The following is a 22,632-nucleotide window of genomic DNA, read 5'->3' as shown; positions in this document are numbered from 1 at the left end:
GTGGTGGAGGGTGCCACGTCGATCGCGCGTACCAACATCCATGCCAGCGTTGTCGCCCTGGATGCAGAACGCGGCGTTCTGATCACGGGCCCCTCTGGATCAGGTAAATCCCTCCTCGCTCTCCGCCTCATGGCGTTTGGAGCGCATCTTGTCGCAGATGATCGCGTCGATCTGAGCGTTGAAGACGGGCATTTGATCGCCAGCGCACCGCCTCAGATCGCAGGCCGGATTGAGGCGCGCGCGGTGGGTCTGTTGCGTGCCGAGGCATTGGAACAGGCCCGCATCATTTTATGCGTCAATCTGGATGAGATTGAGACCGAACGCCTTCCAAACCATCGAAAAGACAGGGTGCTTGGGGTCGAACTGCCTCTTGTGCTGCGCGTGCAACATGGCCATTTTGACGTAGCAATCTTGCAATGGCTGAAAGGCGGCCGATGGGCATGACCCGATCAGACCCGGCGACACAGCAGGCTGGCCAGCGCGTCGTACTGGTAACTGGCCCGTCTGGGGCTGGGCGCACCACGGCGATCGGCGCGCTTGAGGATTTGGGCTATGAGCCAATCGTCAACCTGCCGCTCAGCCTGATCCCAAGGCTTTTTTCGGGTCACATTGGCCACCCGGTTGCCTTGGGTGTTGATGTGCGCGGGCGGGATTTTTCGGCCTCGGCGCTGATCGAGTTGATCGACACATTGACGCGCGACCCCAATTTGACGCTCGAGCTGTTATATCTTGATGCGCGCCCGGACGTTTTGGAGCGGCGCTATTCCGAGACCCGCCGTCGCCATCCGCTGTCCCCCGATGAGCCGCCTGGATCGGGGATTGCGCAAGAAATCGACATTCTCGCGCCGATCAAGGTGCGCGCCGACGTGCTGATCGACAGCTCAGAGATGAGCCCACACGATCTGCGCGCCGAGTTGGGGCGTTTCTTTGATACTGGCAAGATCGAGAAACTGGCCGTTTCGGTGCATTCTTTCAGCTATAAACGTGGTGTACCGCGCGGGCTGGATTTGTTGTTTGATTGCCGATTTCTCGTCAATCCGCATTGGGAGCCCGCGCTGCGCCCCCTTGATGGGCGCGATCCTGCGGTCGCCGCCTATGTCGCCAGTGATCCGCGCTACCAAGAATTTCACTCTAAGGTGATGGATTTGCTTTTGTTTCTCCTTCCGGCCTTTGTCGCCGAAGGCAAGGCACATCTGTCTATCGGATTTGGGTGCACAGGCGGGCAACATCGCTCGGTTGCAATGACGCAAAGCGTTGCCAAAGCGCTTGCGGAAGCTGGTTGGCAAGTGTCTAAGCGTCACAGAGAATTGGAACGTAAAGCGCCCGACGGGGCAGGATCGAAGACAGGAGAGCGTGCGTGATCGGGATCGTGATCGTGGCACATGGGGGGCTTGCGCGGGAGTATCTCGCGGCGGTTGAACATGTCGTGGGGCCGCAAAATGGCATCCGCGCGATCACCATTGAGGACGATCATGATCGCGCCCGAAAACAGGCAGAAATTCGCGATGCCGCCGATGCCGTTGACTTGGGCGAGGGGGTTGTCGTGGTGACCGATATGTTTGGGGGATCACCGTCAAACTTGTCGCTGCTGGCGTGCGAACAGAATGGCCGTGAAATCATCTACGGTGCCAATCTGCCCCTTCTGATCAAATTGGCGAAATCGCGCAGTTTAAACGTACATGCCGCAGTTGAAGCCGCGCTGGATGCGGGCCGCAAATATATCAATAGTTACAATTTGCGAGAGGCGCGGGCCAAATGTCCGTGACCCGTCGCCTAGAAATTGTGAATGAAAAGGGCTTGCATGCCCGTGCCTCGGCGCGATTTGTTGAAGTTGTTGAGGCCCATGACGCCTCAGCACTGGTGATGAAGGATGGCCAAAGCGTTTCGGGCGACTCGATCATGGGACTTTTGATGTTGGCAGCCTCTCGCGGAACCAGTATTGAGGTCACGACACGCGGGGCCGACGCCGAAAAACTCGCCAATGCGCTGCAGGCGCTGGTTGAGGACAAGTTCGGCGAAGGCATGTAACCCGCTCGGAACCGAGAGGTCCATATCGTGGATGAGCAGGTCAAATTCACCGCAGATCAAGCGCAAACCAAAGTCTATGATAAGCGCCGGCTGTCTTATGCCGGGACGTTTACAAATCCGTTCAAGGTGGGAACTATACGGTTTCTCGAATGGATGACCGCCAAGGCGTATTTGCTGTATCTGATCCGGAAATTTGAAAAACGCGGCGCCCCAACCGGGCATGATTTTTGGCCACAAGCGCTTGATATCATGGGGATCAAGGTGACGACGCCGCCCGAACAGATCGCCAATATCCCGAAAGAGGGGCCGCTGGTTGTGGTTGCCAATCACCCCCACGGCTTGGTGGATGGCATGGTGCTTGCCTATTTGATCGGGCAGGTGCGCGATGATTATCTGATCCTGACGCGCTCGCTTTTGACCGGCATTCCGGAAATTGAGCAATACATGCTGCCAGTGCCCTTCCCGCATGAGCAAAACGCCCGCGAGGACAGTCTCAAGATGCGCGCGGCCTGCATGGCGCAGCTCAAACGTGGCGGTGTCGTCGTGCTGTTCCCCGCCGGTCAGGTTGCCCATTCCGAAACGCTTTTCGGCCCGGTGATTGAGCAGGAATGGAACCCCTTCACTGCCAAAATGCTGGCGCGCTCGGGGGCCTCGGTCGTGCCGATCCATTTCCCGGGCAAGAACTCGCGCGCCTATCAGATCGCCAACAAGCTGAGCGCGACGGTGCGCCAAGGGTTGCTGCTCTATGAAATCAAGCGCGCGCTCTACAAACCGCAGCATCCTGTGATTGGCCCGGCGAAAACCGCCGAAGAGATCGGGGAAGCGCTGGGAAACCCACGCAAATTCCTTGCCGATCTGCGAGAAGAGACGCTGCGGCTCTAGGCCAAGGCGCCGTTGCAAGCGACAGCGCAGACTGCCCGTCGTTTAGCGCGTGGGCACCGGCACCTCGCCGCGATAGTCGTAAAATCCGCGCCCGGTTTTGCGCCCAAGCCAGCCAGCCTCGACATATTTTGTCAGCAGCGGGCAAGGACGGTATTTCGTATCGGCCAACCCGTCATGAAGCACGTTCATGATCGCCAGACAGGTGTCGAGCCCGATGAAATCGGCCAGTTCCAGCGGCCCCATCGGATGGTTCGCGCCCAACTTCAGCGATTCATCAATCGAGCGGACATTGCCCACCCCTTCATACAGCACATAGACCGCCTCATTGATCATCGGCATCAAGATGCGGTTGACGATGAAGGCGGGGAAATCTTCGGCCGAGGCGGCCGTTTTGCCCAGTTTGTCAACGACAGCCAACAAGGTCTCATAGGTTTCTTTATCGGTCGCGATGCCTCGGATCAGCTCAACAAGCTGCATCACGGGAACCGGGTTCATAAAGTGGAACCCCATGAATTTCTCTGGCCGATCGGTGCGCGATGCTAGCCGCGTAATCGAGATCGACGAGGTGTTCGACGTCAGAATCGTCGTGGGCTTGAGATGGGGCAGCAGATCTTCGAAAATCGCCTGCTTCACGGTCTCGCGTTCGGTCGCGGCCTCGATCACCAGATCGGTCGGGCCAAGTTCAATCAGCTTTGTTGTCGTCTTGATCCGCGCCATCGCCGCATCACGGTCGGCTTGGCTGATCTTTTCGCGTGACACCTGACGATCAAGGTTCTTGCCAATCACCGCCAGCGCCTTTTCCAAAGCATCCGCATTGATATCGTTGAGCAGCACCTCATAGCCTGCCAGTGCGAAGACATGCGCAATCCCGTTGCCCATCTGTCCCGCCCCTACGATGCCGACCGTTTCAATCGTCATGTTCTGCCCTTTCAAGAAACCGCCTTGACCATACGCGGCCAGCGCCCCCGTGCAAGGGGCGCAACGAGATAGCGCGCATTTTCTCAATAACCGTTTGTGAAGTGTTTCAAGGCAAGTTGGCTTTGGGTGAGTCGAATAGATGTAAGGTGGGATAAATGGCTTTCGAATATGCGGGCGATGGCGCCCTTGACTACTTTCCGTGCCGCTACGGGAAGTCCAAACTGTTGTTTCGCGGCCCGTGCCGCTCGCTTACGGGGGAATATGTTGCCGCACTTGGCGGCACGGAAACCTACGGGAAATTCGTGACCAATCCATGGCCCACGCTTTTGGAAGAACGGCTTGGTCTGCCGGTTGTGAATTTCGGCTATATGAATGCGGGTGCGGATGTGTTCGTCAATGAACCCCAGATCGTGGAAGCCTCGCGTGCGGCACGTTTGAACGTGGTGCAACTGATGGGCGCGCAGAATATGTCGAACCGCTTTTATGCGGTTCATCCGCGCCGCAATGATCGGTTTTTGCGCGCTTCAAGCCTGATGCGATCGATCTTTCGCGGAGTCGATTTCACCGAGTTCAATTTTACGCGCCACATGCTGACGGCGCTCAAGACACGCGAGCCTGACAAGTTTGAGGCGTTGATAGACGAGTTGCGCATTGCTTGGGGGCTACGCATGCGTGCTCTTTTGGATTGCATCGAGGGGCATAAGGTCTTGCTTTGGCTGGGCGAATATCGCCCCCGCGGCCACCAAGACCCGCTGGGGGCAGAGCCATTGCTGGTGACGGCCGCCATGGTCGATGAACTGCGTCCTTTCGCGGATGAGGTGGTGCGGGTCGAACCCTCGATTATGGCGCGCAGTGCGGGAACGTCGGGGATGCATTTCGCTGCGATGGAAGAGCCCGCAGCGCAAATGTTGCCCGGCCCGATGGTGCATTCCGAGATTGCCGAGGCGTTGGCCCCGGTGGTGCGCCGCTTGCTGTAACGCCGGGCAAAAACAAGGGGCCGGGAAAATCCCAGCCCCTTTTGAAAATATGCGTTCGCCGAGGCCGCGCCTCTGCGCCCTCAAAGCTTGCTGGTCAATTCCGGCACCGCGTCAAACAGATCGGCAACCAATCCGAAATCGGCGACCTGAAAGATCGGCGCTTCTTCGTCTTTGTTGATTGCGACGATGATCTTGCTGTCTTTCATGCCGGCAAGGTGCTGGATCGCGCCCGAAATGCCGACTGCAACATAAAGATCGGGTGCCACGACCTTGCCGGTCTGACCGACCTGCCAGTCGTTGGGCGCAAAGCCCGAATCGACAGCTGCGCGCGAGGCGCCAACGGCTGCTCCCAGCTTGTCAGCCAGCGCTTCGATGATCCGGAAATCCTCTTCCGAGCCAACGCCACGACCACCCGACACGACGATCTTGGCCGAGGTGAGTTCCGGACGATCGCTCTCGGCAACCTTATCCTCGACCCAGGACGACAGACCTTTGTCACCTGCACCCGCCGCATCCGCGACCGAGGCCGCGCCACCATCGCCTGCCGCATCAAAGGTCGAGGTGCGCACCGTTACGACCTTGATTTTGTCAGACGATTTCACCGTCTGCATCGCGTTGCCAGCATAGATCGGGCGCTCGAACGTATCGGCATCGACCACGGCAGAAATATCCGAGATCACCATCACGTCCAGCAAAGCCGCGACGCGCGGCATCACGTTCTTGGCGCTCGCCGTGGCCGGCGCCACGATATGGCTGAAATCGCCCGCGAGCGAAACGATCAGATCGGCCAGCGGTTCTGCCAGACCATGCGCGTAAGCCGCTTCATCGGCCTTGAGAACCTTTGCCACGCCGTCCAGTTTCGCCGCCGCATCAGCCGCACCAGAGATGCCCGAGCCTGCGACCAGAACGGTCACGTCGCCCATCGCCTTGGCGGCGGTCACCGCCTTGGCGGTCGCGTCAGTGGCCAGATCGGCCCCATGGGTTTCCGCAATCAGAAGAACAGCCATCACACGACCCCCGCTTCTTTCAATTTCGCCACCAGCTCATCGACCGAGCCCACCTTGATGCCAGCCGACCGGCCCGCAGGCTCTGCGACCTTCACCACCGACAGGCGCGGGGTGACATCGACGCCGTAATCGGCGGCGGTTTTTTCTTCGAGCGGCTTTTTCTTGGCCTTCATGATATTGGGCAGCGAGGCATAGCGCGGCTCGTTCAGACGCAAATCGGTCGTCACGATCGCGGGCAGTTTCACCTCGATCGTCTGCAAGCCGCCGTCGATTTCGCGGGTGACTTTCGCCGCCTCGCCCTCAACCACGACTTCGCTGGCGAAGGTCGCCTGACCCCAGCCCAGCAGCGCGGCCAGCATCTGACCGGTCGCATTCATATCATTGTCGATCGCTTGCTTGCCAAGGATGACCATCTTGGGGGCCTCTTCCTCGACGATCTTGGCGAGGATTTTCGCCACGGCCAGCGGTTCGATGTCTTGGTGCACATCATCGGCAGCCACGACAAGGATCGCGCGATCCGCGCCCATCGCCAGCGCCGTGCGCAGCGTTTCCTGCGCCTGCTTGACGCCGATCGAGACCACGACGATCTCTTCGACGGCCCCTTTTTCTTTCAGACGGATCGCCTCTTCGACGGCAATCTCGTCAAAGGGGTTCATCGACATTTTGACATTGGCTAGATCGACACCGCTGCCATCCGCTTTCACACGGGCTTTCACGTTATAGTCGATCACGCGCTTCACCGGCACCAGGACCTTCATCGGCGTGTCTCCCTAATCATGGGTCCGCCTGTTGCGGGCGGACAGGTTCGTTCGGTAATTTTGTTACAAGAGCAAGCGCCCAAGGGACAGGGGTAAAACGTCACTTTTGGGCGTCGGACGTCACGTCTTGACGACTGTTTGCGCTATCGCGCCGGATGGCCTGCCGTAACGTCGCCTTGAGGGGGGAATCGCAAAGGCCGCCCCGGTTGGGAGCGGCCTTCGTTTAGTCACACGCGTGAGGCAAGATCAGTCGGTCTCGGATTCACCCGCGAATTTGCGATCGTTCTGCATCTCGAGCCACATCGCATTGGCCACCGCAATCAGCGCGGCCAGTGGAAGCCCGAGGATCCATGCGAAATACCACATAACTTGGTCTCCTCTCAGTAGGAATGGCTGTCGCTTTCGACCTCTTCGGCCGTCACCTTGCCCCACAGAACCTTATAAACCCAGGCAGTGTAGGCGAGAATGAGCGGCATGAAGATGACCGTGACGACGAGCATGACGAACAGCGTTTGCTGCGAGGACGACGCGTCCCAGACAGTGAGCGATGCATCGGGTTGAATCGAGCTGGGCAGAATGAACGGGAACATCGTCAGACCGACCGATGAAATCACCCCGAAGATACCCAGTTTCGACAGTAGCAGTGTCGAGCCTTCGCGACCCGCACGCAGCCCCATCGTGGCCAGCGCGATGCCCAGCAGGCCAAGGATCGGTGCAATCGCGATCCACGGGCGATCCGAATAGGCCGACAACCAGCTGCCACCGTGTTCAACGGTCGAGAATAGCGGGTTGGACGGGCCGTTATCGGGCACGACAGAGGTGATCGTGTAGCCCTTGATCCCAAAGGCAAGCCAGACACCTGCGAGGATATAGGTGACAAAGGCCACCATCCCCGCCACCGATCCGATTGCCCGTGCGCGAAGCTGCACAGGGCCTTCGGTTTTCAGCGTGAGCCATGCCGCGCCGTGCATCATCAGCATCGAAATCGAGACGACACCGGCGAGCAAGGCAAACGGATTGAGCAGCGAGATGAACTTGATGAAGAAGTTGCCCGGATAGAGCGGCATCAACATATCGTTCAACTGGAAGGGCACGCCTTGCAGCACGTTGCCCACTGCCACGCCGAAGATCAGTGCAGGCACCGCTCCGCCGACGAACAGCGCCCAGTCCCATCCGTTGCGCCAAGCGTGGCCGTCACGCTTGGAGCGGTATTTGAACGCCACGGGCCGTAGGATGAGCGCGGCAAGAATCGCGAACATCGCCAGATAGAAACCCGAGAAGCTGACCGCGTAGAGCGGCGGCCAAGCGGCAAAGATCGCACCGCCGCCGAGGATGAACCACACTTGGTTGCCCTCCCAGACCGGGCCGACCGTATTGATCGCTACACGACGTTCAGTGTCGGTTTTCCCAACGAATGGGAGCAACGCGCCCACACCCAGGTCAAAGCCATCGGTCAGCGCGAAGCCGATCAACAACACACCCAGCAAGAGCCACCAGATCACGCGCAGCACATCAAGGCTGATTAGTTCGGAAAGAATCATTTTCTTACTCCGCTGGCATGGTGACGGGGGAACTGCGACCCGACAGACGGTCTTCATGCCGCTGCTGCCAGTCTTGCGTCAGTTCCACGTCCTGATAGGGGCCCTTTTTGATGAATTTGATCATCAAGCCCATTTCAATGATGAAGAGCACTGTGTAGAGGGCGATGAAGCCTGCCAACGTGACCAACAGATCGCCGACCGACAGGTGACTCACCGATAGCGCCGTGGGCAGCACCCCGTCCACCGTCCAAGGCTGACGCCCGAATTCGGCAGTGAACCAGCCCAATTCCGCAGCAATCCACGGGGTGGGAATGATCCAGACCGCCGCGCGCAATGCCCAACGCGGGTATTGCATGCCTCTCCAGTTCGAGACGAAGAAGAAATAGGCCATCACCGCGATGAACGAGAAGCCAAGTGCCACCATGATGCGGAACGACCAGAAGATCGGCCAAACGGTTGGCACCGTATCATTCGCCGCCTGCTGTATCTGTGCCGGCGTTGCGTTGCGCGGGTCATCGACGTAGCGCATCAGCAGATAGGCATAGCCCAGATCACCGACATTTTCGTTGAACTGCGCTTTGACCTCGGGGCTGACATCACCCTTGGCTTCGCGGATCTTGAGGAGATCGTCATAGGCGATAATGCCCCTTTTGATCCGCTCTTCCGAGCCTTTGACCAACTGGTTGATGCCTTCGATCTGCCCCGTCAGCGAGCGCGTGCCGATCAAGCCCATCGCCCACGGAATATGCACTGCATACTTGGTTTCGCGCGCCTGCTGATCGGGGATACCAAACAGCGTAAACGAGGCGGGTGCGGGTTCCGTGTTCCACATCGCTTCCATCGCGGCGAGCTTCATTTTCTGGTTGTGGGTGGTCTCATAGCCCGACTCATCGCCCAGAACGACAACCGACAAAGCCGAGGCCAAACCAAAGGCCGCCGCGACTGCGATCGAACGGCGCGCCAGTTCGAAATGGCGACCTTTCAGCATATACCAGCTTGAAACGCCCATCACGAACACGGCCGCCGTCACATAGCCCGCCGAAACGGTATGAACGAACTTTGCCTGTGCGACAGGGTTGAACACAACGTCGAAGAACGAGGTCATTTCCATGCGCATCGTCAGCGGGTTAAACGCGGCCCCGACGGGGTTTTGCATCCAGCCATTGGCAATCAAAATCCATAGCGCCGAAAAGTTCGACCCGAGGGCGACCAACCATGTCACGACCATGTGCTTGACCGGGCTCAGCTTGTCCCAACCAAAGAACATCAACCCGACAAAGGTTGCTTCCATAAAGAAGGCCATCAGCCCCTCAATGGCCAGCGGTGCGCCAAAGATGTCGCCCACATAGTGGCTATAGTAGCTCCAGTTCATGCCGAACTGGAATTCCATCGTAATCCCGGTCGCTACGCCCAGCACGAAGTTGATGCCAAACAGTGTGCCCCAGAATTTTGTCATTTGCCGCCAGATGGGGCGGTTGGTCATTACATAGACCGTCTCCATGATCGCCACGATGATCGATAGACCAAGCGTGAGCGGCACGAAGAGGAAGTGATACATGACAGTCATAGCGAATTGCAGCCGTGACAGGTCAACGATCCCGATATCCATTCTCGTTCTCCGTTCCCTACTTGCACCCGAGCATAACCCGAGTCCTTACGTCGACTCGGGGAATGCCGAGTCTTCCAGAAATGTTATTCCTGGATGCACCTTCTAGGGACGGCTCTGCGCTTCTCCTTGAGGCAGATCAAATTGACGCATTGTCGCACGCACCTGTGAACAGTTGTGATGGACAATTTGCCTCAGCTATTCCGCGACTTAGCGTCGCAGATCCGCGTCATTTCAGCGCAATTTCACGGCTTGCAAAGGCGAGATCGTGATTGCGATGCGAGACGATGATGATACCTGAGTCGGGCAAAAGGCGGCGCAGGCCCGCCAAAGTCGCGGCGGCTGTCGGTGCATCCAGCCCCTCTGTAGGCTCATCAAGCAGCAAGATTTCCGGGCGGCGCAAAGCGGCCCGCGCTAGAGCTAAACGCTTGGCCTGACCGCCCGAAAGCCCGGCCCCGCCTTCGCCCAAAAGTGCCGCAAACCCGCCGCGCGCCTCGATCACCTCATCAAGGTCAACCGCGTGCAAAGCGGCGCGCGCTTCGTCCTCGGGCAGCAATTTCCCTTGCGGTAAAGCCAGTGCGAGGTTTTCGGCCACCATGCCGCCAATCAACTGGCTGCGTTGGGCCACCATCGTCAGATGCGCGCGCAAATCGGCCTCGGGCCATTGCGCCATCGCGACGCCGCACATCGCAAGCGTGCCAGCGCTGGGCGCTAGCAGCCCCGCCAGCACCGCCAGCGCGGTCGATTTTCCTGCCCCCGACGGTCCAGTTAAAAACAGCGTCTCGCCCGGATGCAGATCGAAATTGAGCCCCTCAAACACCGGAGCCTGTGCGCCGGGGCGCGTGAAGCTGAGCCCTTTTGCACGCAAGAGCGGCGCATCAGGGACCGGGAGGGGCTGGGTCGTGGCATCGGGGCGCGCAGGCGTGTCGCTGAGGTCCAGAACCCGCGCGCCAGCCTCTTGCATCCGCCCGATCTCGGCCATTCCCCGGCGCAGTAGCATCAGCGATTCCGCCAATGCCAGCGCGACAAACAGACCGATTGCGGCGCGCGCAGGCGTGATTTGCCCTGCCGCCGCCATCTGACCACCGATGGCCAAGGCAGCAGCCCCCGCAAGGGCCGCGGTCGCGCTGATCACCGCGCCGACGCGGCGATCCAAGGCCTCAAGATTGCGCCGGGCAATCGCTTCGGCGTCGATCTGGGCCAAAATCTGCGCGCTTTGCGAGCGCAACGCACCCGCTACCGCCAGATCAGCCCGCCCGCGCATCAATTCCAGCGCATGGCTGCGGATCGCCTGCAGCGCGGTTTCCGCCGCGCGCGCATCGGATCGCGCGGCCCGCGCCACCCAGATCAGCCCACCACCGCCGCCGATCAGATAAATCGCGAAGACCGCCAAGCCAATCGGAAGCCCCTCAAGCCACCACAACATCAACAGCGCGGACAGTTGCACCATGCCGCCCGCCAAGAACGGCAGCGCAAGGCGCAGCAGCAACCCGTCCAGCGCATCAACGTCCGAGGTGATCCGGTTCAGCGCCTCGGCGCCGCGCAGTTTCGCCTGATCCTCATGCGGTCGGCGTGAGACACCATCCATCAACGCCAGCCGCAGATCGGCCAAGGCGCGCAGGGTCGCGTCATGGGTCAACACCCGCTCGCCATAGCGCGCAACCGCCCGTCCCAGCGCCAGCCCGCGCACCCCGGCCGAGGGCTGGAAGAAATCAAACCCAAGCCCCAGCCCGGTGACCCCTGCCACTGCGGCCGCCGTCACGAACCACCCCGACAGGCCCAACAGGGCCGCCCCCATCGCAAGCACCAGAAAAGACAGCGCAAGACCGCGCGTGAAGGCTGTCTTTTGCTGCGCGATAAGGCGCTCGATCAAGGTCAAAAGCACCTTCATGTCGCAGCCTCCAGCGCAATGGCGCGATCTAGCGCGCCCACCATGGCGGGGTCGTGGCTGGCGACGATCAAAGTCACGCCCTGTGCGCGTAGGCCGATCAGTCCGGCGATGACCTTGGCGGCGGTGTCTGGGTCCAGATCGGCGGTGGGTTCATCGGCCAACAGCAAGGGGCGATGGGCGAAATGCGCGCGCGCGATCAGCAAACGGCGCGCCTCGCCACCCGAAACACCCCCGCCCATATCGCCAAGCCGCGTCTCCAGCCCCTCGGGCAGAGACGCCACGATCTCGCCCGCCGCCGCCGCTTCAAGGGCTGCGTCGATATCGCCCTCCTGACCCAGCGTGATCAACTGGCGCAGCGTCATATCGGCAAAGCGCGGGGTTTGTGGAATCCACCCCAAAGCGGCGCGCCAATCATCGGCGCTGGCATCCTCCAGCCGCGTGCCGCCCAGCGTGATTTCACCCGCCTCGGGCACGATCAGCCCGGCCAACGTGGTCAAAAGCGTAGTTTTTCCGGCCCCCGAAACGCCTGTGATCGCCACCGCCTCACCGGGTTTGATCGCGCCGTCGGGCATCGCAATTGGCGCGGCGCCTTGGGCAGGGCGGATCTGTAGCCCGGACCAGCGCAGCGTGCCGCTTGCCAAGGGCTGCCCTGCGCCGCCTTGACCCAACATTTTGCTGGCTTTCGCAATCTCGGTTTCGGCGCTGTCCAACTCGCCCGCCACGGCCAACGCGGCGGCGCGGTCATGCCAAGCGGCTGCCAGATCGCGCAATGGCTGAAAGAATTCGGGCGCGATCATGAGCAGGAAAATCCCGGTGGCCGGGGTCATCTGCGTGCCCCATGTGCCAAAATGCATCCAGCCAATCAGGGAAAAGCCGACATAAACGGCAACCATCGCCACGCCAATCGCAGCGAACAGTTCCAACACGGTCGAGGACAAAAACGCCACGCGCAGCACCGCCATTGTGCGGGTGCGCAGGTCTTCGGTCTTGACCTCGAGATCGGCGCGCGAACGCGCCTCGCCCCCCAAAAGTCGTAGGTCGGTGATTGCGGCGATCCGGTCGATCAGTAGCTTGTTGAGCGCGCCGATCTCGACCATCTGACGCTCGGAAGCCTCTTGCGCAGCCATCCCCACCAGCGCCATGAACAGCGGGATCAGGGGGCCGGCAAGCAACAAGATCACAGCCACGGCCCAGCTTTGCGTCAGCGCGATCAGGATGAACGCAAGCGGCACAATGCGCGCGCGAATGAAGGTGGGTTGATAGCGCGTCGCCCAAGGGCCAAGGGCTGCCAGCTTTTCCGCCATCAGCGAGGCGGTCTGCGAAGGCGAGAGGGCAGCTGCCCCGGTGGCTTGTAAGATGGCATGTTCGATCAGGCGCTTGCGGGCCTCGGTCAGGATCGCCTCGGCGGCATCTGCGCTCAGCTTCAGCGCCATCCAGTCCAGCACGATGCGCACAAGCGCAAGGGCGATGAACCCGGCCGCGCCCATCAGCGGCGAAAGCTGCGGTGAGACGCCCGGTGCCACCAAATCCCCCAGCACAAGCCCAACCAAAGTCGCCTGCATCGGCCAGATCAGCGCCGCCAAAACCGACAACCAACCTGCGGCCTTCAAGCGGCGCGCCTGCGGGGCGGCCACACGCGAAAGGATCTGCTTTGGCGTTTGTGGGGTGGTTTCCGTCATCTCGTTTCCTGCGCTTGATTCGCCAGATAGCGGGCTGCAGGGGGCGGGGCAATGGCCCTGCGACAATCGGCGCAAGGACAGCGCAAGGGGCTGACATACGAAAAACCGCCCGGGCGCAGGGCCCGAGCGGTGTCTTCGAGGGTTACCAGTCTCGAAAACGAGGAAGGATCAGCAGGGGGCGATATACTCGCGCCCATAAGCATCACGATATCGGCACTGACCGGGTTGGTTCGCTTGCCCGATGAGTGCTCCCGCGACGCCGCCAGCGGCGGCACCAAGGGCTGCGCCCTTAATACGATCGCCATCTTTAGACACAGCCGCCCCCAAAACAGCACCAGCCGCAGCGCCAGTCGCGGCAGATTGATTTTGAGGGGTCGTTTGGCAGGCAGCAAGGCCGGTAACGAGCGGCAGAATGAGAAGCATTTTCTTCATGGAAGTGTCTCTCCGGTTAGGACGTAATTATTTGACTAACGTCGAGTGACCTACTTGGTTCCCAACTATTTCTGGCGCCTGCATCATAGAGCCGCACGCGGTCGCGGGCTTGACAGCGGGCACTATAGTTGCGTCAAGCAGAGCTGAGAATTGAGGCCAGCCAGAGGAGCTTTGCCAATGACCTCCAATCCCGGGCGTGTGACGTTAATCGGTGCGCTGGTGACATTTGCGCTATTTGCGACGGTCTTGATGATGATGCGCCCTTTGATGGCGATCGACGAGACGCGTTATCTGACCGTCGCTTGGGAGATGTGGCAGGGCGGCTCGAAATTTGTCCCCCATCTGAACGGCGAGATTTATTCGCATAAGCCGCCGCTGCTGTTCTGGCTGGTGAACCTTGCCTGGATGGCCTTTGGGCAAAGCGAATGGGCGGCGCGGTTGGTGGCGCCTGCTTTCGGGTTGCTGTCGGTCTATCTGGTTGCCCGTCTGGCGCGCGCGCTTTGGCCTGATGCGCCCGAGCGCGGCGGTCTGGCGGCGCTGATCCTCGCGACGTCGGGGATGTTCCTGCTCTATGGCTCGACCACGATGTTTGACACGATGCTCAGCGCGGCGACGCTGATCGGTATGCTCTCGATCTGGGCGTTGCGGGGCGGATTGCGGCTTGGGCCGGTGATCGGGATGGGCGTTGCACTGGCGCTTGGGGTGCTGGCCAAGGGACCGGTGATTTTGGTGCATGTGATGCCTGCTGCGCTGTTGATGCCGCTATGGGCGGCGCGCGAGGGGCGTGTTCGGCTTGCCGGTTGGTATGGCCGCATCGCCTTGGCCTTTGTGATTGCCTTAGCGCTTGTGTTGATCTGGCTCGGCCCTGCGGTGATCCTTGGCGGCGCGGAATATCGCGAGCAGATCTTGTGGAAGCAAAGCGCGGGCCGGATGGTCGAAAGCTTTGCCCATGGTCGCCCCGTCTGGTTCTTTATCGCGTTGCTGCCGCTGTATCTTTGGCCGTGGGGCTGGAGCCGGGCCGGGCTGGCGGCGCTGAAACCAAGCCGCCTTTGGGCCGATCCCGGCACGCGGATGGTCAGCATCTGGGCGATTGCGGCGCTGATTGCGTTCTCGCTGATTTCGGGCAAGCAGGCGCATTACTTGCTGCCGGAAATGCCCGCGCTGGCGCTGTTGCTGTCGGGGATGGTGCCCACCGCTGAGCCACGGATGCGCGCCTTGCGTCTGGCGTGGCTGCTGCCCGGCTTGGGCGTGGTGATCGCGGCAGCGGCGGTGCCGTTCGGGGCCTTCCCGGACTTGCCGACAGGCACGGGGTCTTGGCTGTTCTGGATTGTCGGGGTGGTGATTTTGGCGCTTGCAGCGTTGATCGTGCTACGCGCGCATGCGGGCTGGCGCGCCGAGGCTTGGGTCGCCCCCCTCAGCCTTGTGGCGATCGAGGCGATGGTCTGGCCGATCCTGTGGCCGATCTATGACCCGGTGCCGCTGGGGGCGCTGCTGGCAGCGCATTCGCAACATGGGGTGGCGACGACCGACACGGGCTATGCGGGCCAGTTTTCCTATGCCGGGCGGTTGGTGGAGCCGGTGCAAGTGCTGGGCAATAGCGCCGATCTGGGGCGCTGGATGGCCGCGCATCCGGGTGGCATCGTGTTGGCGCCAGGCGCGCTTCCTGATGTGTCCGGGCTTGGCCAGATCGCCGAGCGCCATTTCCGTCAACGCGACTGGCGGATCTATCAGGTTGCTCTGCCCGCCAATCCGTCTCCGAACGCGGCACCTCAAGAGACCCCAGCACCCAGCGCGGCGCAATAGCCGAGGCTGAAAATAGTCACGCCCGAAGCGCAAGGCTCCGGGCGTGACGCTGCAACCGATAGGCTCTGCTTATCCTGCAGACTTCTCGGTGGGCCGCTCTTCTAGCTTGACGGAGAGAGTGAGCGGCTTGTTCGCGCGCAGCAAGGACAGCTGCACCGTCGTGCCCGGATTGTCAGACCCGATAGCGCGGGTCAGATCGCGCGGCGCTTTCATCGGCTTGCCGTCAACGGCCACGATAATATCGCCACGCTTCAGGCCTGCCTTTTGGGCGGGCGTGCCGTCACTGACATCAGCAACCAAAACGCCTTCGGGTTTGTCGAGACCCAAAGCCGCCGCGATATCGGCGCTGACCGGTTGGATCGAGACACCAAGGAAGCCGCGCTTGACCGAGCCGACGTTTTGCAAATCAGCAACCACGCCTTTGATCGTGTCCGAAGGCACCGAGAACCCGATCCCGACCGAGCCACCGGTGGGCGACAGAATAGCCGTGTTCATCCCGATCACCTGGCCTTCGGCGTCAAACAGCGGACCACCCGAGTTGCCTTTGTTGATCGCCGCATCGGTCTGGATGTAGTTGTCAAACGGCCCCGATTGCAGATCGCGACCCAGCGCCGAAACGATCCCGGCGGAGACCGAGATGCCCAAGCCGAAGGGGTTGCCAATGGCCACCACGGGCTCGCCGACTTCTGCTTTGGCGGAATCGCCAAAACCGACCGTCGCCAGATCTTTCTTGGTGTTGACCTTGATCAGCGCGATGTCGGTTGCTTTGTCCACGCCGATCACTTTCGCATCGTCAGACGTGCCGTCCTGGAAGGTGACCTTCACGCTTTCGGCCCCGTCGACGACATGCGCGTTGGTGACGATATAGCCGTCTTTTTCAATGACGAACCCAGTGCCGAGCCCGGTGATCTCTGGCCGTGGCATCGGGTCTTGGCCCTGACTTTGATCGCCCTGTCCGTTCGGCATCGGAATGCCAAAGCGGCGCGAGAAGAACTGGTAGGGGAAATCTTCAGGCATGCCCATTTGGGCCATTTCCTGATTGTCGGCTTTTTTCTTGATCTCGATCGTTACCACGGCGGGCATGACTTGTTTGACCAGATCAACCGTGTTGGTAAAGGCCTCGGCCGCAGCCATATTGGGGGCCAGAACCAAGCCGGTTGTCGCAATGGAGCCGGCTCCGATCATGACCGACGCGGCCAGGGTGCGCAGCAGACGGGCTTTGCGAATGTCCTGCATTTCTCTCTCCTTCGTGTCAGGGATGACCCTTTCTAGCGGGCCAAGCCTGTCGGGGACTCTGCAAGAAGATTGCAGTGGTGTAATCCTGTTCACCATTGAGAGAGCAAGGCGTGACTTGTGCTTTGGGCGCAGCCATTTACATCAAGCGATACAAGGAAGGTCGGGCGATGAAGCTATTGTTGATCGAAGACGATGCGACCACGGCTGAGTATGTCGCCCAGGGGTTGCGCCAAGAGGGGCATCTGGTGGACGCACTCGCCAATGGGCGTGATGGGCTCAGTCAGGTGCTTGGGGGCGAATATGATGCGATCATTGTTGATCGGATGCTGCCCGAACTTGACGGGCTGTCGATCGTGCGGGCCGTGCGCGCAGCCAAGATCGCCACGCCGATCATCTTTCTGACTGCGATTGGTGGGGTGGATGACCGGATCGAGGGGCTGAATGCGGGCGCCGATGATTATCTTGTCAAACCCTTCGCCTTTGGCGAGCTGTCCGCGCGGCTCGCAGCCCTTGCGCGTCGCCCTCAGGCGCAGGCCGAACAGGTTGTGCTGGAGGCGGGCGATCTGAAAATGGATCTCATAACGCGCCGGGTGTCGCGCGCGGGCCAAGAGATCGACCTGTTGCCACGCGAATTTGCGCTGCTCGAGTTTCTCCTGCGCCGCAAGGGGCGGGTGCAGACCCGCACGATGCTGCTGGAAGGGGTGTGGGATCTGAACTTTGATCCCCAGACCAATGTCGTTGAGACCCATATTTCGCGCCTGCGAAACAAGGTCGACAAGCCCTTCGCGCGCGACTTGATCCATACGGTGCGCGGCGCTGGCTACCGGATCGAAGGCGGATGACGGGGCGGCTCAATCGCGCAGCGATCCTTGCCTCGACGCCCTTGCGTCAGGCGCTTGGGTTGATGGGGCTTGTCTTTGCGATCTTGCTGGTGACGCTGGGCTTTGCCTATGTCGCGCTGCGCTCCTCGACCGAAGACGCGATCCGCGCCGATCTCAAGCAGCAAACTGCGGTGTTTCAGGTCGCTGCCAACCCCGAAACCCTGTCAGTCATCGTCTCGGCCGAGGCCCGCGCCGCCGACCCGGCAGAACGTGCGATTGCGTTTGTGCTGGCGGATGGGCGTCAGGTTGGCAATGTGCAGGTGTCGCAACGCTCCGGTCACTGGCTGATTTCGCGTGATCCTGACTATGCGGCGCTGTCTCAGCATGGCTATTTCACGCTGGTGATGCCGATTGCCGGGGGCTTTCTGGTGATCGGCGAAAGCCGTGCGCCGATTGCGGAATTGACCTCGACTTTTCTGGCGATCTTGATCTTTTCCTTCGTGCCGTCGGTGTTGGTTTCAGCCGCCTATGGCACTTGGGCGGGGATGCGCGCGCGCCGCCGCGTCAGCGCGATCGAAGACACGCTGGATAACCTGACCGAGGGGCGGCTGGCCGCGCGGGTGCCTCAAAGGGCGATCAAACTGTCGCGTGGCGATGATCTGGCGCGCATCGGAACGCGGCTCAACCGGATGGCAGAGACGCAGGAATCGACGGTTGAGGCGCTGCGTCAGGTCTCGGCGGATATTGCCCATGACCTCAAGACTCCGATGCAGCGCATTTCGGTGCTGCTGGCGCAGTTGCGTGCTGTGGTCCCCGAAGGGAGTGAGGCGCATCAGATTGCCTGCCGTGCGGGCGACGAATCCGAGCGCGCCGTCGCGGTGTTTCATTCACTGCTGCAAATCGCGCAGATCGAAGGTGGCAGCCCGAAAGCGCGCTTCACGCGGCTCGATCTGGGCGCTTTGGCGGGTGATATTGCGGAACTTTACGCGGCCCCTGCCGAAGAGGCGGGCGGCAAACTGGTCTTGCAAGACACATCGCAGGGGCGCGCCACCGTGACGGGGGATCGCGGCCTATTGGGGCAGGTTCTCTCGAACTTGATCGAAAACGCGATCCGCCACGCCGGTCCCGCGCCCCAGATCGCGATCGAGATCGCGCGCGAGGCCAATTCGGTCGTGTTGCGTGTGCGCGATCATGGCCCCGGCATCCCCGAGCCCGAGCGCGCGCAGGTGTTGCGCAGGCTTTATCGGCTGGAACGCTCGCGCACCACGCCCGGCAATGGCTTGGGCTTGGCCTTGGTCCATGCGGTTGCGGGCCTGCACGAGGCCGAGTTGGATTTGGGCGACAATCACCCCGGTCTTGTCGTGACCCTGCGTTTTCGGCCTGCTTAAGTCCGGGCATTTTCGGTTATGGGGGCAGGCAGCAAAAAACCCGCGCCCATGTGGGGCGCGGGTTTCATGCTGAAGAGCAGTCGTTTAGCGCTTGGGACCCGCGTCGAGCGCATCCTCGAAGGTGCGCAGGCCTGTCTTGGGCGCTTGCACCAACACTGCCATATTGCCGGGCTTGTGTTCATTGCGCAGCATCTTGGTATGGGCCAGCGGAATATCCGCCCACGGGAAGACCTCGGACATGCAGGGATCGATCCGACGTTCCATCATCATTCGGTTGGCCGAAGCCGCTTGCTTGAGATGCGCAAAGTGGCTGCCTTGCAGACGCTTCTGGTGCATCCACATGTAGCGCACATCGAAGGTGCAGTTGAACCCCGAGGTGCCGGCGCAAATCACCACCATGCCACCCTTTTTCACCACCAGCGAACTGACTGGGAAGGTCGCCTCGCCGGGATGTTCGAACACCATGTCGACGCTGACGCCCTTGCCGGTGATCTCCCAGATCGCCTTGCCGAATTTGCGCGCCTCTTTGAGCCAGGCGTTATATTCGGGCGTGTTGACCTTGGGCAGTTGCCCCCAGCAGGTAAAATCCTTGCGGTTGATGACGCCCTTGGCGCCCAGCGACATCACGAATTCGCGTTTGTCCTCGTCTGAAATCACGCCAATCGCATTCGCGCCCGCCGCGTTGATCAACTGGATTGCAAAGCTGCCCAGACCGCCCGATGCGCCCCAGACCAGCACATTCTGGCCGGGCTTGAGATCATGCGGCTCATGGCCAAACAGCATCCGATAGGCGGTGGCCAGCGTCAGCGTGTAGCACGCGCTTTCCTCCCATGTCAGATGCTTGGGGCGGGGCAGCAATTGCTGCGCCTGCACACGGGTGAACTGCGAGAATGAGCCGTCATTGGTCTCATAGCCCCAAATCCGCTGGCTGGGCGAGAACATCGGATCGCCGCCATTACATTCCTCGTCATCGCCATCGTCTTGGTTGCAGTGGATCACCACCTCGTCGCCGACCTTCCAGCGGGTGACCTTGTCGCCCACTTTCCACACGATCCCAGACGCATCCGAACCCGCGATATGATAGGGCTGTTTGTGCCCGTCAAAGGGCGAAATCGGCACGCCCAAACCGGCCCAAACGCCATTATAGTTGACGCCAGCCGCCATCACGAGCACCAGTACCTCATGGCTGTCGATCTGCCACGTGTCGACCACCTCGACCTGGAACGACTGTTCAGGCTCGCCGTGACGGTCCTGACGGATCGCCCAAGCGTACATTTTCGCCGGGACATAGCCGAGCGGCGGCATTTCACCGATCTCGTACAGGTCCTTTTCAGGGGCGTCATAAGGGGCGATCCCGGTGTGTTGATCAAGGGCCATGGCTCTCTCCTGTATCGTCGTGCCGCACCGCAGAATCGGGCGGGGTTCGATCTGAGGGATACGCAGGCCCGCGCAACTTTGCAATCCCTGACGTTAGGTTTTTGTAATTTTATGTCCCCGCCGATCACTCGCCCTCACGCGCGCGTACCTTGTTTCAGGCGAAACGCGGTATTGCAACGCCAATGCCGATTGCGCCGCAGCGCGGCGAATTGACAGGGTCACAAACTTCAATCTATGACGGGTCATCGCGCAACAATATTGCGCAACTCAGATTCGCCAGAGGATGGAGCTCGCCATGACCCAAGACGCCAAACCCGCCAAGGACAAGCCGTGGCTGTTTCGCACCTATGCGGGCCATTCAACGGCCAAGAAGTCGAATGAGCTGTATCGTGCAAACCTTGCCAAGGGGCAGACCGGGCTGTCGGTGGCCTTCGATCTGCCGACCCAGACCGGCTATGACAGCGACCATATCCTCAGCAAGGGTGAGGTTGGCAAGGTCGGCGTGCCAGTCTGTCACTTGGGCGATATGCGCGCACTGTTCGATCAGATCCCGCTTGAGCAGATGAATACCTCGATGACGATCAACGCGACTGCGCCGTGGCTGCTGTCGCTTTATATCGCGGCGGCCGAGGAACAGGGTGCCGATGTCAGCGCGCTGCAAGGCACGGTGCAAAACGATCTGGTCAAGGAATACCTGTCGCGCGGCACTTATATCTGCCCGCCCAAGCCCAGCCTTGCGATGATCACCGATGTTGCGGCCTACACGCGTGAGCATCTGCCGAAATGGAACCCGATGAACGTGTGTTCCTATCATCTGCAAGAGGCGGGCGCGACGCCCGAACAAGAGCTGGCCTTCGCGCTGGCCACGGCGATTGCCGTGCTGGATGATCTCAAGAATAAAGTGCCCGCCGAGGCTTTTCCCGAAATGGTCGGGCGGATTTCTTTCTTTGTGAATGCGGGTATCCGGTTCGTCACCGAGATGTGCAAGATGCGCGCCTTTACCGAGCTGTGGGATGAGATCACGCGCGAGCGCTATGGTATCGAAGACGCCAAGTTCCGCCGCTTCCGCTATGGCGTGCAGGTGAACTCGCTTGGCCTGACCGAACAGCAGCCCGAGAATAACGTCTATCGCATCCTGATCGAGATGCTGGCGGTGACTCTCAGCAAGAATGCCCGCGCCCGCGCCGTGCAACTGCCTGCTTGGAACGAGGCGCTGGGCCTGCCGCGCCCGTGGGATCAGCAATGGTCGCTGCGCATGCAACAGATCATGGCCTATGAGACGGACCTGCTGGAATTTGGCGATCTGTTTGAGGGCAATCCAGCAGTCACTGCCAAGGTCGAGGCGCTCAAGGACGGCGCGCGTGCCGAGCTGGAGACACTCGATTCCATGGGCGGCGCGATTGCCGCAATTGATTATATGAAGGCACGTCTGGTTGACAGCAACGCCGCCCGGATCAACCGCATTGAGGCCGAGGAAACCATCGTCGTCGGCGTGAACCGTTGGCAACAGGGCGAGCCCTCGCCGCTAACGGCGGGCGATGGCGGGATCATGGTGGTCGACCCCGCGATGGAGCAGGACCAGATCGGCCGTCTGACTGCTTGGCGCGCCGAACGTGACGAGGACGCGGTGCAGCTGGCGCTGGGCGCGCTGCGCGATGCGGCCAAGGCGGGCGAGAACGTCATGCCCGCCTCGATCGCCGCGGCGAAAGCCGGGGCCACGACGGGCGAATGGGCCGGTATCATGCGCAAGGTCCACGGCGAATATCGCGGCCCCACGGGCGTGTCGCGCAGCCCCTCGAACCGAACCGAAGGCCTCGACACGATCCGCGAGGCAGTGGACGCGGTCAGCTCGCAACTGGGCCGTCGCCTCAAGTTTCTCGTCGGCAAGCCCGGCCTTGATGGCCATTCCAACGGTGCCGAGCAGATCGCCTTTCGCGCCCGCGATTGCGGCATGGACATCACCTATGACGGAATCCGCCTGACGCCTGAACAGATCGTCGCCAAGGCGCTTGAGGATCAGGCCCATGTCGTGGGGCTTTCGATCCTGTCGGGCAGCCATATGCCGCTGATCGAAGAGCTGATGGAGCGGATGCGTGCCGCCGGACTGGATCACATCCCGGTTGTCGTTGGCGGCATTATCCCCGACGAGGATGCCGCTAAATTGCGCGGCTTTGGTGTGGCGCGCGTCTATACGCCCAAGGATTTTGAGCTTAACCGGATCATGATGGATATCGTGGCGCTGGCGACACCGACCGAAGCGGCTGCCTGAGACCGCTGGGGGTTTCACA

Annotated in this window: 21 protein-coding genes; 10 read left to right on the top strand and 11 right to left on the bottom strand. The window is 60.9% G+C overall.

From position 1 onward, the window contains the following. From AB4874_RS16550 to AB4874_RS16530, 5 genes are read left to right on the top strand one after another with little or no spacing between them, the layout of a single operon-like run. Entirely contained in the window at positions 1-444 is a 444-nt protein-coding gene (locus AB4874_RS16550; RefSeq protein ID WP_368392806.1) for an HPr kinase/phosphorylase, read from the top strand. Continuing rightward, complete coding sequence (gene rapZ, locus AB4874_RS16545) at positions 441-1,361, top strand: RNase adapter RapZ (RefSeq protein WP_295530145.1); 921 nt, start codon at positions 441-443, stop codon at positions 1,359-1,361. Before AB4874_RS16550 ends, rapZ begins: the two co-directional genes overlap by 4 nt. Continuing rightward, positions 1,358-1,765, top strand: a complete 408-nt coding sequence (locus tag AB4874_RS16540; RefSeq protein WP_368392805.1) for a PTS sugar transporter subunit IIA — start codon at positions 1,358-1,360, stop codon at positions 1,763-1,765. Before rapZ ends, AB4874_RS16540 begins: the two co-directional genes overlap by 4 nt. Continuing rightward, positions 1,756-2,028, top strand: coding sequence for an HPr family phosphocarrier protein (locus AB4874_RS16535; protein ID WP_368392804.1), 273 nt, complete (start codon positions 1,756-1,758; stop codon positions 2,026-2,028). Before AB4874_RS16540 ends, AB4874_RS16535 begins: the two co-directional genes overlap by 10 nt. Before the next feature lie 24 nt (positions 2,029-2,052). After that, a complete protein-coding gene (locus AB4874_RS16530; protein ID WP_438273497.1) occupies positions 2,053-2,910 on the top strand; it encodes a lysophospholipid acyltransferase family protein in 858 nt (285 codons plus the stop codon). Positions 2,911-2,952: 42 nt separating this feature from the next. Here AB4874_RS16530 and AB4874_RS16525 read toward each other — a convergent pair whose 3' ends face one another. Next, a complete protein-coding gene (locus AB4874_RS16525) occupies positions 2,953-3,828 on the bottom strand; it encodes a 3-hydroxybutyryl-CoA dehydrogenase (protein WP_295530134.1) in 876 nt (291 codons plus the stop codon). A gap of 155 nt (positions 3,829-3,983) precedes the next feature. Here AB4874_RS16525 and AB4874_RS16520 point away from each other — a divergent pair, with 155 nt between their 5' ends. Beyond that, on the top strand, positions 3,984-4,805 hold the full coding sequence (locus AB4874_RS16520; protein ID WP_368392803.1) for a DUF6473 family protein: 822 nt from the start codon (positions 3,984-3,986) through the stop codon (positions 4,803-4,805). Between the two features lie 80 nt (positions 4,806-4,885). On the opposite strand, the gene AB4874_RS16515 is transcribed toward AB4874_RS16520, so the two are convergent. The 8 genes from AB4874_RS16515 to AB4874_RS16480 all read right to left on the bottom strand — a co-directional run bounded on the left by AB4874_RS16515 (position 4,886) and on the right by AB4874_RS16480 (position 13,710). Next, complete coding sequence (locus AB4874_RS16515; RefSeq protein ID WP_368392802.1) at positions 4,886-5,812, bottom strand: electron transfer flavoprotein subunit alpha/FixB family protein; 927 nt, start codon at positions 5,810-5,812, stop codon at positions 4,886-4,888. Then, positions 5,812-6,570, bottom strand: a complete 759-nt coding sequence (locus AB4874_RS16510) for an electron transfer flavoprotein subunit beta/FixA family protein (RefSeq protein WP_295530124.1) — start codon at positions 6,568-6,570, stop codon at positions 5,812-5,814. The genes AB4874_RS16515 and AB4874_RS16510 overlap by 1 nt, the downstream gene beginning before the upstream one ends. A 246-nt stretch (positions 6,571-6,816) precedes the next feature. Continuing rightward, complete coding sequence (gene cydX, locus AB4874_RS16505) at positions 6,817-6,936, bottom strand: cytochrome bd-I oxidase subunit CydX (protein ID WP_295530121.1); 120 nt, start codon at positions 6,934-6,936, stop codon at positions 6,817-6,819. Positions 6,937-6,950: 14 nt separating this feature from the next. Further along, on the bottom strand, positions 6,951-8,111 hold the full coding sequence (gene cydB, locus AB4874_RS16500) for a cytochrome d ubiquinol oxidase subunit II (protein WP_368392801.1): 1,161 nt from the start codon (positions 8,109-8,111) through the stop codon (positions 6,951-6,953). Between the two features lie 4 nt (positions 8,112-8,115). Then, positions 8,116-9,720 (bottom strand): cytochrome ubiquinol oxidase subunit I, encoded by a 1,605-nt coding sequence (locus AB4874_RS16495; RefSeq protein WP_368392800.1) that lies wholly within the window; start codon positions 9,718-9,720, stop codon positions 8,116-8,118. A gap of 226 nt (positions 9,721-9,946) precedes the next feature. Then, entirely contained in the window at positions 9,947-11,608 is a 1,662-nt protein-coding gene (locus tag AB4874_RS16490) for an amino acid ABC transporter ATP-binding/permease protein (protein ID WP_368392799.1), read from the bottom strand. Next, positions 11,605-13,287 (bottom strand): ABC transporter ATP-binding protein/permease, encoded by a 1,683-nt coding sequence (locus AB4874_RS16485; RefSeq protein WP_368392798.1) that lies wholly within the window; start codon positions 13,285-13,287, stop codon positions 11,605-11,607. Before AB4874_RS16485 ends, AB4874_RS16490 begins: the two co-directional genes overlap by 4 nt. Before the next feature lie 168 nt (positions 13,288-13,455). Next, positions 13,456-13,710: a YMGG-like glycine zipper-containing protein gene (locus AB4874_RS16480; RefSeq protein ID WP_295530241.1), complete on the bottom strand. Its 255-nt coding sequence runs from the start codon at positions 13,708-13,710 to the stop codon at positions 13,456-13,458. Positions 13,711-13,896: 186 nt separating this feature from the next. Between AB4874_RS16480 and AB4874_RS16475 the strand changes: the two genes are divergently transcribed. After that, the gene (locus tag AB4874_RS16475; protein ID WP_368392797.1) at positions 13,897-15,522 is read left to right on the top strand and encodes an ArnT family glycosyltransferase; all 1,626 of its coding nucleotides are present in this window, start codon (positions 13,897-13,899) and stop codon (positions 15,520-15,522) included. A 69-nt stretch (positions 15,523-15,591) separates the two neighbouring features. Here the strand turns inward: AB4874_RS16475 and AB4874_RS16470 are convergent, their stop codons facing one another. Further along, the gene (locus AB4874_RS16470; RefSeq protein WP_368392796.1) at positions 15,592-16,758 is read right to left on the bottom strand and encodes a Do family serine endopeptidase; all 1,167 of its coding nucleotides are present in this window, start codon (positions 16,756-16,758) and stop codon (positions 15,592-15,594) included. A gap of 167 nt (positions 16,759-16,925) precedes the next feature. Between AB4874_RS16470 and AB4874_RS16465 the strand changes: the two genes are divergently transcribed. Together AB4874_RS16465 and AB4874_RS16460 are read left to right on the top strand one after the other, a co-directional pair. Continuing rightward, the gene (locus AB4874_RS16465; RefSeq protein ID WP_295530099.1) at positions 16,926-17,600 is read left to right on the top strand and encodes a winged helix-turn-helix domain-containing protein; all 675 of its coding nucleotides are present in this window, start codon (positions 16,926-16,928) and stop codon (positions 17,598-17,600) included. After that, positions 17,597-18,967, top strand: coding sequence for a sensor histidine kinase (locus AB4874_RS16460; RefSeq protein WP_368392795.1), 1,371 nt, complete (start codon positions 17,597-17,599; stop codon positions 18,965-18,967). Before AB4874_RS16465 ends, AB4874_RS16460 begins: the two co-directional genes overlap by 4 nt. A gap of 84 nt (positions 18,968-19,051) precedes the next feature. On the opposite strand, the gene ccrA is transcribed toward AB4874_RS16460, so the two are convergent. After that, a complete protein-coding gene (ccrA, locus tag AB4874_RS16455; protein ID WP_295530093.1) occupies positions 19,052-20,344 on the bottom strand; it encodes a crotonyl-CoA carboxylase/reductase in 1,293 nt (430 codons plus the stop codon). A gap of 295 nt (positions 20,345-20,639) precedes the next feature. Between ccrA and AB4874_RS16450 the strand changes: the two genes are divergently transcribed. Further along, complete coding sequence (locus AB4874_RS16450) at positions 20,640-22,613, top strand: protein meaA (RefSeq protein ID WP_368392794.1); 1,974 nt, start codon at positions 20,640-20,642, stop codon at positions 22,611-22,613. Positions 22,614-22,632: the final 19 nt, after the last annotated feature.

The organism is Thioclava arctica (assembly GCF_040892615.1).
In the GTDB taxonomy this organism is placed as follows: Bacteria; Pseudomonadota; Alphaproteobacteria; order Rhodobacterales; family Rhodobacteraceae; genus Thioclava; species Thioclava arctica.
The sequence above is the reverse complement of the archived record's forward strand: the minus strand, read 5'-3'. Positions and strand labels throughout refer to the sequence as shown.